This is a genomic window from Pseudomonas sp. FJ2-5-13, from assembly GCF_029201605.1.
GTDB classification, from domain to species: Bacteria; Pseudomonadota; Gammaproteobacteria; order Pseudomonadales; family Pseudomonadaceae; genus Aquipseudomonas; species Aquipseudomonas lactis.
Map to the genome: position 1 here is coordinate 3,939,159 of NZ_CP104045.1, position 19,199 is coordinate 3,958,357.

Here is a 19,199-nt window from a genome sequence, read left to right on the forward strand (position 1 = left end):
TGTGTCACGGCGCTAACCGACTCAGGGACAGCAAGCCATCAGCCCCACGCCCGGCTTTCAACGCACCGTATTGCTCGATGCAAGCATGGGCCGTCACCATCGGCGCCAAGTGTGTCGAGGTCACCACCATGATATCCGCCCCCGCCGCTTCCCCTGCCTGAATACCCACTGTGGCGTCCTCGAACACCAGGCAGTCTTGCACCGGCACACCCAGGCGCTGGGCTCCCAGCACATAACAGGCCGGATCAGGCTTACCCGTCTTCACGTCTTCGGCTGTCACCAGTACCGCCGGCACAGGGATGCCCGCCGCTTGCAGCCGGCGCACGGCCAAGGCTTTTGGCGCAGAGGTAACCAACGCCCATTGATCGGCGGGCAGGCTCGCCAAAAACGCCACCGCGCCAGGAACTGCCACGATGCCTTCGACATCGTGCAGCTCAGCCTCGGTGATCCATTGGGCTTCTACCTGTGGATCGACACCCGGCAACGCCTGGCGGGTGATCGTATCAATCGCGCGGGCCCCATGAATGGTGTGCAGAAATGCTTCCACATCCAAGCCATGCCGTGCAGCCCAGATGCCCCAGACGCGCTCCGCAGCGGCAATGGAGTTGAGCAGAGTCCCGTCCATATCGAACAGAAAGGCGCGGTAACGCCGGCTAAATACACTCGGATTTGGACTGGACACTGCGCGGTTTCCTCATGGGCTGGGCCCCTGCAATCTACGGATCACTTAGGCGCTTGTAAACGCCGAGACCTGGCCCGTCAGTTCCGAGGCAAAAATGACGAACTTGTCATGATCCTGTTGGTTGGCTGTTGGGGTCGCCTGGTTACCGTGAGCTCACTGCCAACCCGGTAGCCAACCCGAAACGTGAGACACCACCATGAAACTGATTGCCCTGGGCTTCACCGCTTTGCTCGTCACTGGCTCGGCATTCGCTGCCGACGCCGCCCCTGCCGCCAACGTGATCCACGACAAAACCGGCTTCTTCGTCCACCTGGATGTCGCCAAGGTGCTCTCGAGCACCGACACCTACGGCCAATGCGGGGTTGTGCCGGCGCAACTGCGCTACCTCGACCACCAAAACCGCGTACACGTGCTGGATTATCAAGTCCAGGATACCGGTTGCACCAATGACAATTGATCGGGCTACACTGGCGCAACTTATTGAGGCAGAGCACTTCCCATGAACATCCTTGTAGTCGAAGACGAACCCAAGGCCGGCAATTATCTGCTCAATGGCCTGCAGGAGCTGGGGCATTGCGTGAGCCTGGCCCGCGATGGCGTGGATGGTTTGCACCAGGCCCTGGAGACGCCGTTCGACGTGATCGTACTGGACGTGATGATGCCGAAAATGGATGGCTGGGAAGTGCTGCGCCGCCTGCGCAAAGAAGCCGATACCCCGGTGCTGTTCCTCACCGCCCGCGATGACATCGCCGACCGCATCAAGGGCCTTGAGCTGGGTGCCGACGACTACCTGATCAAGCCCTTTTCGTTCGCCGAGCTGGTGGCGCGCCTGCGTACTCTCAACCGTCGCGGCCCGAGCCGGGATGAAGAACAACTGCAAATCGCCGACTTGCACATTGACGTACTCAAGCGCCGGGTGACCCGCGCCGGCACGCGCATTACCCTGACCAACAAAGAATTCGCCCTGCTGCATCTGTTCGCCACGCACCAAGACCAGGTGCTGTCCCGCTCGCTGATTGCTTCGCGGGTGTGGGACATGAATTTCGACAGCGACACCAACGTGGTGGACGTCGCCGTGCGCCGCCTGCGCCTGAAAATCGACGACCCGTTCCAGCTCAAGCTGATCCACAGCGTGCGGGGCATTGGCTACCGCTTCGATACCCAGCCATGAACCGCGGGCATCCTTACTCCCTGACCCTGCGCCTGGCGCTGATCTTCGCCCTGCTCGCCTTCGCCCTGCTGGCAACCCTGGGCGTGGCGCTGTACCGGGAACTGGAGCGCGAACTGATCCGCCGCGATGACGCCGCGCTGATATCCCGAGTGGATCAGCTACGCAACTTGCTCAACGACAGCAATACCCTGGACCTGATCAAGACCAAGCCAGAGCTGTTCCAGAACATGTTGGGCAACCGCGAATCGGTGCTGAGCATCGCCGCACCCGGCCAGCCGCCGCTGTTGCTGGTAAACCCCGGGAACATTGCGCTGCCGTCGATCCAGCCGCTGCCCAAGGATCACCGGCTCATGTTGAACGACGTGCAACATTTACCAGGCCTGAACGGCATTCCCTTCTCGATGGTGGCCGTGGCTATCGACTCCGGCGACCTGGGCAGCCTGCAAATCACCAGCGGCCGGCTGATGACCGAGCGCACCGCGGTGCTCGCCAGTTATCGACTCAGCGTATACATCCTGGCGAGTATCGCCGCGATCATCCTGGCGCTGGTCGGTTACCTACTGGTCCATCGCGGCTTGCTGCCCTTGCGCCGTCTGGCCCGACACGCCCAAGGGATCGGCGTCAGCAACCTGGCCGAACGCCTCGACAGCCACGGCGCACCGAAAGAATTGCTGCCCATGATCGACTCGTTCAACACCATGCTTGAGCGCCTGGCCAAAGGTTTTGTACAACTGGGCCAAGTGTCCACCGACATGGCCCATGAACTGCGCACCCCGATCAACAACCTGCTCGGCGAAACCCAGGTGGCCCTGCAACAGCACCGCAGCATCGAGAGCTATCAGCAACTGCTGGCCTCCAATGTCGAAGAGCTGGAACGTCTGGCGCGGATGCTCGACAACATGCTGTTCCTGGCCCGCACCGACCCCGCCAGCGCACTGCGCCAACGCCAGGCGCTGGACGCGGCGGATGAAGTGGAACGCATCGCGGATTACTTCGAAGGGCTGGCCGGTGATGTGGACATGCACATCACCGCCCTGGGTGAAGGGGTGATCTGGGCTGAACCGATGCTGCTGCGCCGCGCCTTGGCCAACCTGTGTGCCAATGCCATCAAGTATGGCGCGCCGGGCTCGGAGCTGAGTATCCAGGCAGTGCCGGATGGCGCGGGTATCAACCTGAGGGTCAGTAACCACGGCCAGACGATCCCGGCCGAGCACCTGCCACGGCTATTCGAACGGTTTTACCGGGTGGATGAATCCCGCGAGCGGTCATCCCAGTCCAACGGACTGGGACTCTCGATCGTGGCGACCATCATGCAGCTGCATAACGGGCGGTACCGCGTCAGCAGTGAAGATGGCGTGACCTGTTTTGAGTTGTTTTTCCCTGGCCGTGAAGCCTGAGGGCGCTGCAACTCAATCAAGAACACCATTGAGCACTTCGTAAATGATGCCGGTCGCAATGGTCACCAATATCAAATCGGTTCCCGCTTGCTGCCACTCGTAACCGTCGTAGCGAGGCAACTGCCCCAGCAAGCGGCCATCGAGTTTCTTGGCAATACCCGGCGGCAGTGGCTTGCCGCGTGCCAGGTTTTTCTGAATGCCAGGCGGTAATGCCGGGCCAGGGCGCCAATAATCGCGGTGACCGCCCAGCACGTTCAGTACAAGACCGCGATCAACGCTGAAGTCATTCCTGGAGGGCCCGCCATTGTCCTTGCCCTTACCTTGCCCACCCTGGGCATTGCCTTTGTTATTACCCTGGCCTTTACCCTTGTCCTGCCCACCATAGGCATCACCCTTGTTATTGCCTTGGCCTTTGCCCTGCCCTCCGTAGACATCACCTTTATCGTTACCCTGGCCTTTGCCATTGCCTGGATCGGCAAGGGCAAGGCCACTGGTCACGGACAGTGCAAGCGACAACGCAACCGACACGAACTTCGTACGCTTTAACATGGCGACTTTCCAAGGCAAGGGTGTGCTTGAACTGTAGTTGAAATCGCAACACAGCGTACAGCCTCAGCTGATCTGGCCACCGGCAAGGACGACATCCGCCTGGGTTTGCCAGGCGGCCAACGCCGCAACCCGCACCCCCTCCACGGTCGTCAATAACGCCATCGAAGGCTCGCCCGACTCAGGCAAGCCAGGCACATGAATAAACCCACTGCGCACCCCAGTCCCCGCCAACGCATGCTGCAAGCGGTAAAACACCTGGTTACACACAAACGTCCCCGCCGTCTGCGACACCGAGGCCGCAATGCCCGCGTCACGCACCGCCTTGACCATGCCCTTGATCGGCAACGTCGAGAAGTACGCCGCCGGGCCGCCATCCACTACCGCGATATCAATCGGCTGCGCGCCCAGATTGTCGGGAATACGCGCATCGTTAACGTTGATCGCAACGCGCTCGATGGAAATATCACTGCGCCCAGGCCCCAGGCCCGTGGCGATGACCATTGCTGGATGCAGTTCGTTGATCAACTGCAGCAAGGTCTCGGCAGCGGTGGCAAATGCGCAGGGCAAGCAACGCGCAACCATCGTCACGCCCTCGCTCAACGGCACACCGTCCAACTGGCGCACGGCCTCCCAAGAGGGGTTTACCGCCGCCTTATCAAAGGGCTCGAAGCCCGTCAGCAATACGTTTTGCACAATGACCTCACATCAACAGGTAAAGCAGCACGATATTGACCACCAGCATCATCAACGCCGTGGGTATCTGGGCCTTGATCACCGCATTTTTGTCCGGCAGTTCCAGCAGCGCCGCCGGTACGATATTGAAGTTGGCCGCCATGGGCGTCATCAACGTACCGCAATAACCCGAAAACATACCAATGGCCGCCATCACCGCAGGGTTGCCGCCGTAAATCCCCACCAGCACCGGCACGCCGACGCCACCGGTCATGACCGGAAAGGCCGCAAAACCATTGCCCATGATCACGGTAAACAAGGCCATGCCCAACACATAGACCATCACCGCCACCAACTTGTAGTCCAGGTTGATGTACGTGGTCGTAACGTGGGCAACCGCCGTGCCCACCCCGGCCTCATTGAACAGCAACCCGAGCATCGCCAGCATTTGCGGGAGCACCATGGCCCAGCCCAGCGCTTCGGTCAGGCGACGAGACTCGCGCAGCGCTTGTACCGGCGTATCACGGGTCAGCCAGCAGGCCAGGCCAAGGGCGATCAGGCAACCGATGCCGAGAGAGACAAAGGTAGTGTTCTTCGGATCCAAGAGCGGTACACCGCCGATTTCGGTGTGTTTGAGCAACACCGAACCAATCACCGTGGTCAGCGGAATCGCCAACGCCGGGATGAACAATTTATGGCCCAGGCGCCCGGCACTGGCGCGAGACGCCTTGTCGTGCAATTGGGCGTGCTGGCCACGACCTACGCCGCCCAAGCCCGCAATCAATGCCATCACCACCACACCCACCCCGATGACCACCGAAGGCAGGCGCTCGCCTATAAGGAACGGCACCGCAAACAACAACCAGAACAGCGCACTGGACCAACGCTTGGGGTGGGTACGGTCGAGCAGGATCATGCCGGCGGTGATCAGCAACAGCACGCCAGCCAGCCAGTACAGGTATTGAATGGAAATAATCATTGAGCAGCCTCCACCGGGGTAGTGGCCGAGCTCATTTCGCGGGTCAGGCGCCGGTCGAAACGATGCAACCGGATAGCGTGAATGATGAAGGCACAGATCGCCGTCGGGATGCCCCACACCGCAATGTGCAGCGGCTCCACATCAATCCCCGAGCCGAGCAGGAAGGTGTGCATCAACGCAATCGCACCAAAGGCCACGAAGATGTCCTCACCAAAAAACAACCCGACATTGTCGGTAGCAGCGCACATGGCCAATACCTTGTGACGCAGCTTGTCCGGCAGCTTGCCATAACGTTTCTCCGCTGCACCCTCGGCCATCGGCGCCAGCAGCGGCCGCACCATCTGCGGATGCCCACCCAGGCTGGTCAACCCCATGGCCGCCGTGGACTCACGCACAAACAAATAGATGATCAACAAGCGGCCGACCGTGGCGCGTTCAAAGCGTGCGATCCAGTTCTGCGCATGCAGGCGCAGGCCATGGCGCTCCAACAGGCCAATCACCGCCAGCGGCAATAACAGAATCAGTTGCAGGGCACGGGTCTGAAGGAAGCCATCGCCCATGGTGGAGAGAATTTTTTCCAGCGGGAACTGGGCGGCAAGCCCGGTGGCGATGGCGGCCGCAGTGACCACCAACAGCGGATTGAAGCGCAATACAAAGCCGACCACGATGACAAGTACGCCGATCAACGGCCATAAGTTCACAACAGTTTGCATGGCGGGGAGGTCCTTTAGTGCGCGCTGCGGCGCCATTACAGCAGGATGTGGGCAAAGGGCTCACAGCTTGAAAGTGGCGTGCAGTCGGCTCGGTTTTTTATTGTTGACCTGGAAGGTCGAGCGTCAGTGGCGGCAACTTTGCTGCCTGGGGCCTTGGGGTGTCCAACAAGAAAAATTGTTGCTGCAAACCAATAATTTTTGTGGGGGGATGACACTGTGCGGTACGGTGCCTGGAAGGAATTGAGCCCAGTTTTTTTTGGACAAATCGCGTGGGTGAGCTCGCGATGGCGTCGGAAGTGAAAATTCCTGATCAGCACCTATACTCCACGATGCAGCTGTGTGTACTTGCAGTTCATTCACGGCGTCATGCCGACAATGAGGGGTTCCCGCTATGTATGCCGGACAAATGAGTAATATGGCGACCACGCTTGGCGAGATACGCTGCCAACTGTTCGCCCAGGTAATTTGCCTGCTGGCGGTGGCGACGCTGTTCGCCTGATTGGACTTTGTAGCCCTGTAAGGACGCCGCCAGGCGTCTTGGCTTTGCTGTGCCCAAATTTCAGGCAACAAAAAAGGGCCCACCTTTCGGTGAGCCCTTCTAGACCGCCCAGCAGAGCGGATTTTGTTTGGTAGGCGCGATTGGACTCGAACCAACGACCCCCACCATGTCAAGGTGGTGCTCTAACCAACTGAGCTACGTGCCTGCTGTGAGGCGGCATTCTACGGAATTCCGAAGGGGTGTCAACATCTTTTTTGCAGCTAACCCTATGAATATGCGAATTTTTTATTTGCGCCAGGTACACCCGTGATTTCCGGGTGGCTGGCAGGCAATTTTCAACTCAGGTAGGATCGGCGCACTCGTAAAAAATATAAAACAGAGGTTCCAGGATGGCGAACACCCCCTACCCCCAGTCGTATTACGCAGCTTCTGCGAATGCAGTTGCGCCCCGTCCTGTGTTGCAAGGTGAAGTCGAGACCGATGTGTGTGTGATCGGGGCTGGCTATACCGGGCTTTCCAGTGCGCTGTTTTTGCTGGAGAACGGCTTTCGCGTCACGGTGCTGGAAGCCGCCAAGGTGGGTTTTGGTGCTTCGGGTCGCAACGGTGGGCAGATCGTCAACAGCTACAGCCGCGATATCGATGTGATCGAGCGCAGTGTCGGGCCCCAGCAGGCGCAGTTGTTGGGGCAGATGGCATTTGAAGGCGGCAGGATCATCCGTGAGCGCGTGGCCAAGTATCAGATCCAATGCGACTTGAAGGACGGTGGCGTGTTCGCTGCCCTCAACAGCAAGCACATGGGCCACCTGGAGTCGCAGAAGCGCCTGTGGGAGCGCTACGGCCATACGCAACTGGAGTTGTTGGACGAGCGTCGCATCCGCGAAGTGGTGGCCTGTGACAACTATGTGGGAGGCTTGCTGGACATGAGCGGCGGCCATATCCACCCGCTCAACCTGGCGCTCGGTGAAGCAGCGGCGGTGGAATCCCTGGGCGGTACGATCTATGAGCAATCGGCAGCGGTGCGCATTCAGCGCGGTGCCAATCCGGTGGTGCACACTGCTGAAGGCAGGGTCAGGGCCAAGTTCATTATCGTCGCGGGCAACGCTTACCTGGGCAACCTGGTGCCGGAGCTGGCGGCCAAGTCGATGCCGTGCGGCACCCAAGTGATCACCACGGCGCCACTGGGCGATGAAGTGGCCAAGACGTTGTTGCCTCAGGATTACTGTGTCGAGGACTGCAACTACCTGCTCGACTACTACCGCCTCACCAGCGACAAGCGCCTGATCTTCGGCGGCGGCGTGGTGTATGGCGCGCGGGACCCGGCGAATATCGAAGCGATCATCCGGCCAAAAATGCTCAAGGCATTTCCGCAACTCAAGGACGTGAAGATCGACTACGCCTGGACCGGCAATTTCCTGCTGACCCTGTCGCGTCTGCCGCAGGTTGGCCGCCTGGGCGACAACATCTATTACTCACAAGGCTGTAGCGGCCATGGCGTGACCTACACACACCTGGCGGGCAAAGTACTGGCGGAGGCCTTGCGGGGTCAGGCTGAGCGTTTTGATGCGTTTGCGGGCTTGCCGCATTACCCGTTCCCGGGTGGGCAGATGTTGCGCACGCCGTTTGCGGCGTTGGGAGCTTGGTACTACGGGTTGCGGGATAAATTCGGGATGTAACCACTGTAGGAGCGAGCTTGCTCGCTCCTACACCTACAGGGCTGCGCTTCAGAGCTGGTCGCGGGCAATCCCGCTACGAATCCGTACGATATCGGCCAACACCGCCAGCGCAATTTCCGACGGCGTCCTGCTGCCCAGGTTAAGCCCGATGGGCGCGTGTATCCGCGCCAGTTCAGCCTCCCCTAACCCACCGATGCGGCGCAGTCGCTCAAAGCGCTTCTGCGAGGTCTGCAACGATCCCATCACGCCAATGTAGAACGCGTCGGTACGCACCGCTTCCATCATCGCCAGATCGTCGATACGCGGGTCATGGGTCAGCGCCACCACCGCTGTATCACGGTGACAGCCGCCGTCGGCAATAAACACCGACGGCAACTGGCGACGAATCTCCACGCCATTGAGCACCACGCCTTCGAGCACTTCATCGCGGGGGTCGCAGAGAATCACTTCGAACCCTAGGCCAACTGCAAACTCGGCACATGCCTGCGCCACGCTGGAGTACCCGGCCAGCAACAAACGCTGAGCCGCACCAACACGGATGCGCACCCGGTCACTGTCACGCTCGATGCGCGCGCCCTGCTCGCGGTCAGCAAACAGGCTGCGCGCCCCGCTGGCCAGGCCCACCTCGCGAATCAAGCGGCGCTGCCCGAGCAGCGCCGACTCCATTTCACGCAGGTGCGCCTGCACCTCGCAGTCAGGCTCGAGCTTCTCAACCAAGACATCGAGAATACCGCCACAGGGCAGGCTGACCCGCGAGCGCGGATCGTCCCCTGCGCCATAGCGCACCACGTTGACCGCATCGAGAAACGCACCATCGGCGACGCGCTCGAGAAAGTCTTCCTCGACGCAACCACCCGACAACGACCCAATCCACTGCCCAGCGGCGTTCACCGCCAGCAGCGAACCCGGCGCACGCGGCGCCGAGCCGTAGGTGGCCAGCACCGTACAGAGCCACATGCGCTGCCCGGCCACCGACCACTCCAGCGCCCGTCGTATCACCTGCAGATCCAGATGCTGCATGTCAGTGCGCCTTGTGCTCGATGGACGGCGCCTCAGCCTGCAGCTTCTGCACGTCGCTTACCGCCAGCTCCGCCGATTGCCCGCCCCAGCCTTGGCGCAGGTAATTGATCAGATCGGTGAGTTGCTCCGAGCTGAGTTTTCCAGCGAAGCCCGGCATCGGTTGCATGTGTTCGAACCCGGAGAACTTCTGCTCGCCGATCCCGTCCTCAATCACCCGTACCAGGTTGCGCGGGTCTTCCAGCCGCAGCGTGGTGTTGCCGCGCATCGCCACCGCGATGTGCGGCTTGCCTTCGCCACCTGCCGCATGGCAACCGGCACAGACGTTCAGGTATTCCTGGCGGCCGCGCTGGGCGCTCGGGCCGAGCTTGTCCACCGGCACTTCGACCAACGCCTTGGGTGCCGGCGGTTTATCGCCGAGCAGGAAGGTCGCCATCGCAGCCAGATCCGTATCGCTCAGGCCTTGGGTGCTGTTGTGGAACACCGGGAACATCTCATTAAACATCGTGCCTTGAGCGCTCATGCCGTGCTTGAGGAAGGTGCTCAGGTCCTGTTCATTCCAGCCGCGTGCGGCCAGGTCCGTGGCGAGCAGGCTGGGCGCCAGATAGCCATTGAGGATGCCGCCGGTCAGGCGCTTGTCCAGCTCCATCGCGCCGGGCAGGCCGCGTGGCGTGTGGCATTCGCCGCAGTGACCGAGCACTTCAACCATGTATTGGCCGCGCTTCCAGGCTTCGCTCTTGCCTTGCGCCGGTTCCAGTTTCAGCGCTTTGCCGTACAACACGTTCCAGCCCATCAGGCCCAGGCGCACGTTGAACGGAAAGCTCAGGCTCGTCACCGGCGCTGCGCGCTCGATCGGCTCGATGGTTTTGAGGTACGCATGAATCGCGTCCGAATCTTCGCGCGGCATCAGGTGGTAAGAGGTATAGGGCATCGCCGGATACAAGTACGCACCGTCGCGACGCTTGCCTTCGGTCAACGCGGCGAAAAACTCGTCATCGCTGTACAAGCCGATGCCGTGCTCTTTGCTCGGCGTGATGTTGGTGCCGTAGATGGTGCCGAACGGCGAGACAATCGGCAGGCCGCCCGCAAACGGCGCGCCGCCCGGTGCCGTGTGGCACGCCATGCAGTCAGCGGCGCGGGCGAGGTATTCGCCGCGCTTGGCTTGATCATCAGCGTGGGCAAACAATACCGGCGCAGCCAGGCCGACCGTCAAGGCCAGGCGGGTCAGAAAAAGCTTCATGCTTAACCCTCCTTGACCAGGCCGAGATCGGTCAGCACGTTGCGGGTGGCGTTGTAATAACGCACGTACCCGGTACAACGGCAGACGTGATGACCGAGGCTGTCCTCGATGACTTGTTCCAGCTTGCTGTGCACGGTCGGCTGGCGTTGCAGTTTCTCCACCAACACGGTGGCCGCGTTGACGAAGCCTGGTGCGCAATAGCTGCACTGAAAGGCGAACTCATCTACGAAACGCTGCTGGATCGGGTTGAGCTCAGTGACCTGGCCCGACTCATCGCGCTTGGCGTGGCCTTCGATAGTGCGCACTTTTTTGCCTTCAAAGTAATGCGCGCCGGTGATGCAGGTGCGCACTTCTTCGCTGGTGCCGTCCGGGTTGTCGACGATCACCACGCAGGCGTGGCAAATGCCTTGGCCGCAGCCCAACCGCGAGCCGGTGAGGTTCTTGTACTCGTGCAGGTAGTCGATCATCGGCAGGTCATCAGGGATGTCCACCGGGCCGACGGGTTGACCATTGAGGGTCAGTTGAAGCGGACGGTTAGCCATTGAGGGCCTCCTTGATGCGGGCAGCCGTGATTGGCAGGTCGCGAACACGTTTACCGATGGCGTGCGCCACCGCATTACCGATGGCCCCGACAATCGGGATCATCACCACTTCAGCGATACCTTTGGACGGGTCGCTTGGCGACAGCGCCGGCAGAATCTCCGAGGTCTGTTTCCACACGGCAACGTGACGCGCCATCGGCAGGCGGTAACGGTTGAAGTTCCAGTCACCCTCCCCCGGCCCGCCTTCGTACAGCGGCATTTCTTCCATCAAGGCGTGACCGATGCCCATGGCCACACCACCTTCGAGCTGGCCCTTGACCAATTCTTCAACCAGCACCCGACCACACTCGATCCACGAATGGTGATTGAGCACTTCGACCTGTGCCGAACCCTTGTTGACCTTCAACTCGACCAACGTGGCGACGGGGCTGTAGTACGTCACCGCAGCGTTGTTCAACTGGGTGGCGGGATAGCTGACGTTCTGGCGATCGAGCAGGTGGAAACCGGCAGTGCTCATCAGCGCCTGCTTGGCTTTCGGTGCGCCGTCGCCGTATTTCACCGCCAGACCGTCGAGCGGCAGGCGCTCGCGCACGCCGTCGATGCTGTATTCGGCTTCGGCCCAGCTCCAGCGGTTGAACCCGTGGACCGTGGCAGCAGTGACCAGGCCGCGCTCGTGCGCACGCTTGGCCAGCGCTTCAAAGCTCAACGGCTGCATGCCGTTGGCGGTGAGTTTGCCGTCCACCCAGTGCGCGTCTTCGCGGCGTACCACATAGGGGTTGGCCTGACCGCCGAACGGGCCCTGGCGCCAGATCTCCAGCGCTGCCGGCCACAGGCCGTGGTTGAACAGCACACGCGCCGCTTCACGGGTAGCGTGGCTGAAGTAGTACGCCGAGTTGGTCGCCGAAGACGCCGAAGCGAGCTTGCCCACCCAACGCGGGTTGCGCAGCAGGGTGTCCTGCTCGGCCTGGCTCATGGTGTAAGGGTTGCCGCCGGTGACCAACTGCATTTCCTTCCACTCTGTTTCGCCAGTCTTCACTTCGTGGGCCGGGCTGCCGAGAAAATCGGCGACCACCAGCGATTGCGAAGTGGACATGCCGGTGCCGATTTCGATACCGATGTGGCGCAGGCTGATGCGACCGTCAGCGCTGAATTCGACACTGGCCATCGGCGCTTCGGAACCGGTGCCAAAGTCTTTCTGGCAGATGGCGAAACCAACGCCATACCAGTTATCCGGGTCTGCGGCTTCGCGTTGTTGCTTGATCGCGTCGCGGTTTTTCCACACGTCGTGCGCAGCGGCCTTGTCGAGTATTTCGTGCAGCCGCAACGCACCGGCAGGAATGGCGCCCTGGGTGTTTTTCATGCCCGAACGCAGTGCGTTCTTGCGCCGCAGCTCAATGGCATCCACACCGAGGCGACCGGCGATTTCGTCGACCATCATTTCGGTCGCCGCCATGCTTTGCAGGGTGCCGTAGCCACGCATCGAACCGGCTTCAACGCCACGAGAGTGGTACGCGGTGACTTGCAGATCGTTCTGCGGCATGTAGTAGATCGACTGCGCCGCCGTGGCGCCGACCGCAGCCACCGATGGGCTGTAGTTGATCCGGCCACCGCCATCGACGCTCATGTCGGCGAGGAAGATTTTGAAGCTGTGGTCGTTCTTGTCGACCGCCAACTGATAGCGGATATCGAACGGGTGGCGCTTGATGCCGCTCTGGAATTGCTCGTAACGGTCATTGGCCAGACGCACCGGCACGCCGGCGCCATACAACGCAGCGAGGGCAGCGTAGTAGACGAAGATATTGTGGTCTTTGGAACCGTAACCCACGGTGTAACCTGGGTGCATGTTCAGATGGGCCAGGCCGAAGCGCGACGGCGAGATCATCTTGGCGGTCTCGGTCGCGACTTCCAATGGGCACTGGGTGGCCACCACAAAGTGCAGGGTCTTGGTCGCCGGATCGTACCAACCGTTGCCGTTGTCCGGCTCCATGGCGGCCGGTTCGATCGAGGGGGTTTTGTAGCGCTCGTCAAACACCAGCCAGTTGTCCGGCGGCGTGTTGATCTGGCTCTTCATGCGCTCGGCGTAGAACAACCCGCGCTCAGTCAGGTTGCCGTGCAGGTTGGGCTGGGAATTCCACACCGGGCGACGGTTTTTCAGCATCGGGAACAGGATCGAATCCTTGAGGCTGGCGAATTCGTCTTCGTCGGCCGAGGTCGGGCCTCCCACGCGCACGTAACGGAAGCTGCCGTAGGGGTCACCTTCGTAATACGGCACTTTGGCGCCGTAACGAATCGCCTTGTCATTGAACTTAAGCTTGTTCTTGGCCTGGCGGAAACGCTCGAAGTCGTTCCAGATCAGGATCGCCACCGGGTGACCGATGAACATCGGCACTTTGCCCTCGGGCAGCAACGGGTCCGGCGCATGCTCTTCCGGGAAGACGATACCGTCCTTGTCCAGGTCGGCAGCGGTGACAATACGGTCCGGCTGCAGATCGGCGCCAAGCCACGACAGGTCGTAGCCTGCGTAGATGTGGTCGGCCTTGATGGTTTTGAGCAGCATGGCGTGACCTTGCTGCTGGGGCCAGCCCGGCATGTCCTTGGAACGAATGTCGCGGGCAAACACCTTGCTGCCGCAGACTTTCGACAAGGCATCGTTACGCTGGCGCGCCTTGCCGTTATGGCCGAGCCACTTTTCAGACGGCACGGTCACGCTGTTTTCCATCAAGGCAGCCAGCGCCTGGGTGCTGAGCGGCGTGAGCGTGACACTCACACCCGCCACCAGCCCGCCCTGGAGGAACGAGCGCCGGGTTATTTCACGGTTGGACATGGATCATCCTCTGAGCGGTTATAAATCCGCCCTTATGGTTAAGTACACCGAATCTGGAGACTTGCAGAAGCCTTTCTCGACGAATCAAAAGGCCATGATGACAGTGCAAAGTTGACCGAAGGGTTAACTTTAAAGGTTTCTGCGCCTGCGGCAAATAACCACATTGAAATTTTTTGACACAAGAACGCAAAACGGCCGACAGAATCAAAAAGATCTGTCGGCCGTTTGCCGATAATGAGCACTGGTGGCAGCGAAGAAGATGAGGTTTTTCCAAACCCCAGACACAAAAAACCCCGGTCTTTCGACCAGGGTCTTTGCTATCGGATCAAGGGGAGCCAGTGGCTTTCCTTGTGCTTCAAGGCGTTCAGTGTGCCTTGAGGCAGATATGGCGCAGCGGACGGGACTCGAACCCGCGACCCCCGGCGTGACAGGCCGGTATTCTAACCGACTGAACTACCGCTGCGTATCGCTTGGCTGATTGAGCATGAAGCCTCAACCACCTCTAAACATCTGACCGATCAGCCTTGGCTGTTCAATCTCAAGCCCGACGGATCGGACCTGGAAAATATGGCGCAGCGGACGGGACTCGAACCCGCGACCCCCGGCGTGACAGGCCGGTATTCTAACCGACTGAACTACCGCTGCGCGTCGGTGCAACCTTTAACGTTGCGTCTTGCCCTAAGGCAAAACTCTCAAGAAGTGGTGGGTGATGACGGGATCGAACCGCCGACCCTCTGCTTGTAAGGCAGATGCTCTCCCAGCTGAGCTAATCACCCTTTGCTTCGTTGAGGCCGCGAAATTTACGCAGGTAGCGGACCTAAGTCAATAGCCTGCTTGAAGTTTTTCTGAAAAAGACAAAAATGACTTCAAGACGGCTACCGGCCCTACTCGCTGTAAATCATCTTCTTGCTCATGCCGCCGTCCACCACGAACTCTTGCCCGGTGACGAACCCGGCCTGGCGTGACAGCAACCAGGCCACCATCGCCGCCACGTCCTCCACCGTCCCCACCCTGCCCGCCGGATGCTGGGCATGGTCGGCGTCGGTGAGCGGCTCTGCACGCCGCGCAGCCGGATCACGTGCGTCGATCCAGCCAGGGCTGACCGCATTGACCCGCACTTCCGGCCCAAGGCTCATGGCCAGGGCGTGGGTCAGGGCCAACAGCCCACCTTTGCTGGCCGCATAGGCTTCGGTGTCGGGCTCGGATTGACGCGCCCGGGTCGAGGCCAGGTTGACGATGGCACCGCCATGGGCACGCAGGTAAGGCGCACAGTGCTTGGCCAACAGCATCGGCCCACTGAGGTTAACCGCCAGCACGCGGTTCCAGTACGCCAGGTCGAGGCTTTCCAGAGTAATATTGCGCGGGTCGGCCACCGCCGCGTTGCACACCAACGCATCCAGGCGCCCGAACTGCCCCAGCACCTCGGCGACACCCTGGGCCACTTGTTTCTCGTCGGCCACGTCCATGGTGATAAACCAGGCATTGTCGCCCAGCACCTTGGACACCTTGGCACCGCGCTCGCGGTCCAGGTCGGTCAGCACCACCTGCCAGCCTTCACTGATCAGCCACGCGGCAATCCCGAGGCCAATGCCCCGCGCCGCGCCCGTCACCAACGCCACGCGCCCGTTACTGGCCCCCGCGGCCTCCATGGACCACTCGATCACAAGGCCGCCAGCCCGCGGGCCAGGTCTGCCTGCAAGTCAGCAACGTCTTCCAGGCCCACCGCAATGCGGATCAGGCTGTCACGGATGCCGGCCGCTTCACGCTCCTGCGGCGCCAGGCGCCCGTGGGAGGTGGTGCTCGGGTGGGTGATGGTGGTCTTGCTGTCACCCAGGTTGGCGGTGATGGAGATCAAGCGCGTCGCGTCGATAAAGCGCCAGGCGCCGTCTTTGCCGCCCTTCACTTCAAAGCTCACCACCGCACCGAAACCACGCTGCTGGCGCTGGGCCAAGGCGTGTTGCGGGTGGCTCTTGAGGCCGGCGTAATGCACCTTCTCGATACCGTCCTGTTGTTCCAGCCACTCGGCCAGGGCCTGGGCGTTGGCGCAATGGGCTTTCATGCGCAGGCTGAGGGTTTCCAGGCCTTTGAGGAAGATCCAGGCGTTGAACGGGCTCAGGGTCGGGCCGGCGGTGCGCAGGAAGCCGACTACTTCCTTCATCTGCTCGCTGCGGCCGGCCACTACGCCGCCCATGCAACGACCCTGGCCGTCGATGAACTTGGTTGCCGAGTGCACCACGATGTCCGCACCCAGCTTCAGCGGTTGCTGCAAGGCCGGGGTGCAGAAGCAGTTGTCCACCACCAGCATCGCGCCCTTGGCATGCGCGACTTCCGACAGCGCGGCGATGTCCACCAGCTCAGCGAGCGGGTTGGACGGCGATTCGACGAATAACAGCTTGGTATTGGCCTTGATGGCCGCCTCCCAACCGGACAGGTCCGCCAGGGGCACGTAGTCCACTTCAATACCGAAACGCTTGAAGTACTTCTCGAACAGGCTGATGGTCGAGCCAAACACGCTGCGCGATACCAGCACATGGTCGCCGGCGCTGCACAGGCTCATCACCACGGCCAGGATGGCCGCCATGCCGGTGGCGGTCGCCACGGCCTGCTCGGCACCTTCCAGGGCCGCGATGCGCTCTTCGAACGCGCGTACGGTCGGGTTGGTGTAGCGCGAATACACGTTGCCCGGCACTTCGCCGGCAAAGCGCGCAGCGGCGTCGGCGGCAGTACGGAACACGTAGCTGGAGGTGAAGAACATCGGGTCGCCGTGCTCACCTTCCGGGGTACGGTGCTGGCCGGCGCGCACAGCCAGGGTATCGAAAGCTACGCCATCGAGGTCGCTGTCCAACCGACCGGCATCCCATTCCTGACTCATGCTGCGACTCCTTATTCAATTCTTTGTTTAAGATACAAAACCGGCCCCTCAGGGCCGGTGTTTACTCAGTTGTTATACAGATCGATGATCGCGCTGACCGCCTGGGTCTTGATCTTCGACGAGTCGTTGCGCGCCTGTTCGATCTTGTTCAAGTAGGCCTCGTCGACATCGCCAGTCACGTACTTGCCGTCGAACACGGCGCAGTCGAACTGCTCGATCTTGATCTTGCCACCGCCAACCGCTTCGATCAGGTCCGGCAGGTCCTGGTAGATCAGCCAGTCGGCACCGATCAGGTCGGCCACGTCCTGAGTCGAACGGTTATGCGCGATCAGCTCATGGGCGCTCGGCATGTCGATACCGTACACGTTCGGGTAACGCACCGCAGGCGCGGCGGAACAGAAGTACACGTTCTTCGCCCCGGCTTCGCGGGCCATCTGGATGATCTGCTTGCAGGTGGTGCCGCGCACGATGGAGTCATCCACCAGCATCACGTTCTTGCCGCGGAACTCCAACTCGATGGCGTTGAGCTTCTGGCGTACCGACTTCTTGCGCGCCGCCTGGCCGGGCATGATGAAGGTACGGCCAATGTAACGGTTCTTCACGAAGCCTTCGCGGAACTTGACGCCCAGGTGGTTGGCCAACTCCAGCGCAGCGGTACGGCTGGTGTCCGGAATCGGGATGACCACGTCGATATCGTGCTCGGGGCGCTCGCGCAGGATCTTCTCGGCCAGCTTCTCGCCCATGCGCAGGCGCGCCTTGTAGACCGAGACGCCGTCGATGATCGAATCCGGACGCGCCAGGTAGACGTGTTCGAAGATGCACGGGGTGAGTTTCGGGGCTACGGCGCACTGACGGGTGTGCAGCTTGCCGTCTTCAGTGATGTAGACAGCCTCGCCCGGCGCCAGGTCGCGGATCAGGGTGAAGCCCAGCACGTCCAGGGACACACTTTCGGAAGCGATCATGTACTCGACGCCTTCGTCGGTGTGACGCTGGCCGAACACGATCGGGCGAATGCCGTGGGGGTCGCGGAAACCGACGATGCCGTAACCGGTGATCATCGCCACCACCGCATAACCACCGACGCAACGGTTGTGCACGTCGATCACGGCAGCGAACACGTCTTCTTCGGTCGGCTGCAGCTTGCCGCGCTGGGCCAGCTCGTGGGCGAACACGTTGAGCAGCACTTCCGAATCGGAGCTGGTGTTGACGTGGCGCAGGTCAGATTCGTAGATCTCCTTGGCCAGTTGTTCAACGTTAGTCAGGTTACCGTTGTGCGCCAAGGTAATGCCGTAAGGCGAGTTGACGTAGAACGGTTGAGCTTCGGCCGAGGTCGAGCTACCGGCAGTCGGGTAACGCACATGGCCAATGCCCATGTGCCCGACGAGGCGCTGCATGTGACGCTGATGGAACACGTCACGCACCAGGCCATTGTCCTTGCGCAGGAATAACCGGCCGTCGTGGCTGGTCACAATACCGGCAGCGTCCTGGCCGCGGTGCTGGAGGACGGTTAGCGCGTCATACAGCGCCTGATTGACGTTCGACTTACCGACGATACCGACGATGCCACACATGCGACGCAACCCCTACTTAATGAATCTTGACTGAACACAACTTACTGAGGCGTTTTGGCCGGCAAGAGGTGTTCCTTGAACGGAAGATCAGCGGGTACGCTGATTCCGCTGGCCAGCCACTGACTGCTCCACCCCAATATGAGGTTCTTGGACCAGTCTGCAACCAATAGAAATTTTGGCACGAGTACCGACTCCTGCCACCACGAATCCTGCTGTACCGGCCCCAGGCTCAACAACCCGACCGCCACGACCACCAGCAGCGCGCCACGCGCAGCCCCGAAGGCCATGCCGAGAAATCGATCGGTCCCGGAGAGGCCGGTGACACGTATCAACTCGCCAATAAGATAATTGACCATTGCCCCCACCAACAGCGTGGCGATGAACATGATGGCGCAGCCCGCGATGACGCGAGCCGAAGGTGTCTCTATGTACCCGGCCAGGTAGACCGACAGTGAACCACCGAACATCCAGGCTACGACTCCTGCGATGATCCAGGTCAGCAACGACAGTGCTTCTTTTACGAAGCCGCGGCTCAGACTGATCAAAGCGGAGATGGCGACGATTGCAACGATCGCCCAATCAACCCAGGTAAATGGCACAGTGCAGCCTACGTACGGATAAGGCGGCGCATTTTAGCAGAGCGCCGGGCTATCGGTAAGCGGTGATTGCGGGTGCTTTGCAAATCAATAGATTGTGACGGGCCGATCGTATTTCAACCCCGGCACAAACCAATGTGGGAGCTGTATCTACATAGCTTAGGGCAGACGCTGAAGCTGTGGCGAGGGAGCTTGCTCCCGC

The 19,199-nt window shown here is 60.9% G+C and carries 17 protein-coding genes and 4 tRNA genes; 4 read left to right on the top strand and 17 right to left on the bottom strand.

From position 1 onward, the window contains the following. Positions 1–4 precede the first annotated feature (4 nt). A complete protein-coding gene (locus tag N2A98_RS17320) occupies positions 5–682 on the bottom strand; it encodes an HAD family hydrolase (protein WP_275622401.1) in 678 nt (225 codons plus the stop codon). A 196-nt stretch (positions 683–878) separates the two neighbouring features. On the opposite strand from N2A98_RS17320, the gene N2A98_RS17325 reads away from it, so the two are divergent. The 3 genes from N2A98_RS17325 to N2A98_RS17335 are packed head-to-tail and all read left to right on the top strand — an operon-like array spanning position 879 to position 3,250. Next, complete coding sequence (locus N2A98_RS17325) at positions 879–1,139, top strand: DUF2790 domain-containing protein (RefSeq protein ID WP_044275182.1); 261 nt, start codon at positions 879–881, stop codon at positions 1,137–1,139. A 42-nt stretch (positions 1,140–1,181) separates the two neighbouring features. Continuing rightward, positions 1,182–1,853 carry a heavy metal response regulator transcription factor gene (locus N2A98_RS17330; protein WP_032896183.1) on the top strand — a complete coding sequence of 224 codons (672 nt, stop codon included), beginning with the start codon at positions 1,182–1,184 and terminating at the stop codon, positions 1,851–1,853. Continuing rightward, positions 1,850–3,250 carry a heavy metal sensor histidine kinase gene (locus N2A98_RS17335; RefSeq protein WP_275622402.1) on the top strand — a complete coding sequence of 467 codons (1,401 nt, stop codon included), beginning with the start codon at positions 1,850–1,852 and terminating at the stop codon, positions 3,248–3,250. Before N2A98_RS17330 ends, N2A98_RS17335 begins: the two co-directional genes overlap by 4 nt. A 12-nt stretch (positions 3,251–3,262) precedes the next feature. On the opposite strand, the gene N2A98_RS17340 is transcribed toward N2A98_RS17335, so the two are convergent. From N2A98_RS17340 to N2A98_RS17360, 5 genes are all read right to left on the bottom strand, one after another. Further along, entirely contained in the window at positions 3,263–3,799 is a 537-nt protein-coding gene (locus N2A98_RS17340; protein ID WP_275622403.1) for an anti-virulence regulator CigR family protein, read from the bottom strand. Positions 3,800–3,862: 63 nt separating this feature from the next. Next, positions 3,863–4,492 (bottom strand): pyroglutamyl-peptidase I, encoded by a 630-nt coding sequence (gene pcp / locus N2A98_RS17345; RefSeq protein ID WP_275622404.1) that lies wholly within the window; start codon positions 4,490–4,492, stop codon positions 3,863–3,865. Between the two features lie 7 nt (positions 4,493–4,499). Then, positions 4,500–5,450 (bottom strand): DUF979 domain-containing protein, encoded by a 951-nt coding sequence (locus tag N2A98_RS17350; RefSeq protein ID WP_275622405.1) that lies wholly within the window; start codon positions 5,448–5,450, stop codon positions 4,500–4,502. Continuing rightward, positions 5,447–6,163 (bottom strand): DUF969 domain-containing protein, encoded by a 717-nt coding sequence (locus N2A98_RS17355; protein WP_034135980.1) that lies wholly within the window; start codon positions 6,161–6,163, stop codon positions 5,447–5,449. The genes N2A98_RS17350 and N2A98_RS17355 overlap by 4 nt, the downstream gene beginning before the upstream one ends. A gap of 627 nt (positions 6,164–6,790) precedes the next feature. Next, positions 6,791–6,867: transfer RNA gene (locus tag N2A98_RS17360), tRNA-Val, on the bottom strand. Between the two features lie 184 nt (positions 6,868–7,051). Here N2A98_RS17360 and N2A98_RS17365 point away from each other — a divergent pair. Next, positions 7,052–8,335 carry an FAD-binding oxidoreductase gene (locus N2A98_RS17365; RefSeq protein WP_275622406.1) on the top strand — a complete coding sequence of 428 codons (1,284 nt, stop codon included), beginning with the start codon at positions 7,052–7,054 and terminating at the stop codon, positions 8,333–8,335. A gap of 48 nt (positions 8,336–8,383) precedes the next feature. Here N2A98_RS17365 and N2A98_RS17370 read toward each other — a convergent pair whose 3' ends face one another. The 11 genes from N2A98_RS17370 to N2A98_RS17420 form a co-directional block, all read right to left on the bottom strand. Beyond that, complete coding sequence (locus N2A98_RS17370; protein WP_275622407.1) at positions 8,384–9,355, bottom strand: XdhC family protein; 972 nt, start codon at positions 9,353–9,355, stop codon at positions 8,384–8,386. Between the two features lies 1 nt (position 9,356). Next, a complete protein-coding gene (locus N2A98_RS17375) occupies positions 9,357–10,592 on the bottom strand; it encodes a cytochrome c (RefSeq protein WP_275622408.1) in 1,236 nt (411 codons plus the stop codon). 2 nt (positions 10,593–10,594) lie between these two features. Beyond that, positions 10,595–11,134, bottom strand: a complete 540-nt coding sequence (locus N2A98_RS17380) for a (2Fe-2S)-binding protein (RefSeq protein WP_047711400.1) — start codon at positions 11,132–11,134, stop codon at positions 10,595–10,597. After that, positions 11,127–13,958: a xanthine dehydrogenase family protein molybdopterin-binding subunit gene (locus tag N2A98_RS17385; protein WP_275622409.1), complete on the bottom strand. Its 2,832-nt coding sequence runs from the start codon at positions 13,956–13,958 to the stop codon at positions 11,127–11,129. The genes N2A98_RS17380 and N2A98_RS17385 overlap by 8 nt, the downstream gene beginning before the upstream one ends. A 386-nt stretch (positions 13,959–14,344) precedes the next feature. Continuing rightward, positions 14,345–14,421, bottom strand: a tRNA-Asp gene (locus N2A98_RS17390). A gap of 105 nt (positions 14,422–14,526) precedes the next feature. After that, a tRNA-Asp gene (locus N2A98_RS17395) sits at positions 14,527–14,603 on the bottom strand. A gap of 55 nt (positions 14,604–14,658) precedes the next feature. After that, positions 14,659–14,734: transfer RNA gene (locus tag N2A98_RS17400), tRNA-Val, on the bottom strand. 108 nt (positions 14,735–14,842) lie between these two features. Next, the gene (locus tag N2A98_RS17405; RefSeq protein ID WP_044274697.1) at positions 14,843–15,607 is read right to left on the bottom strand and encodes an SDR family oxidoreductase; all 765 of its coding nucleotides are present in this window, start codon (positions 15,605–15,607) and stop codon (positions 14,843–14,845) included. A gap of 11 nt (positions 15,608–15,618) precedes the next feature. After that, complete coding sequence (locus N2A98_RS17410) at positions 15,619–16,830, bottom strand: O-succinylhomoserine sulfhydrylase (protein WP_014719150.1); 1,212 nt, start codon at positions 16,828–16,830, stop codon at positions 15,619–15,621. 65 nt (positions 16,831–16,895) lie between these two features. Continuing rightward, positions 16,896–18,401 carry an amidophosphoribosyltransferase gene (purF, locus tag N2A98_RS17415; RefSeq protein ID WP_003192537.1) on the bottom strand — a complete coding sequence of 502 codons (1,506 nt, stop codon included), beginning with the start codon at positions 18,399–18,401 and terminating at the stop codon, positions 16,896–16,898. Positions 18,402–18,442: 41 nt separating this feature from the next. Further along, positions 18,443–19,000, bottom strand: coding sequence for a CvpA family protein (locus N2A98_RS17420; protein WP_003192538.1), 558 nt, complete (start codon positions 18,998–19,000; stop codon positions 18,443–18,445). Positions 19,001–19,199 lie beyond the last annotated feature (199 nt).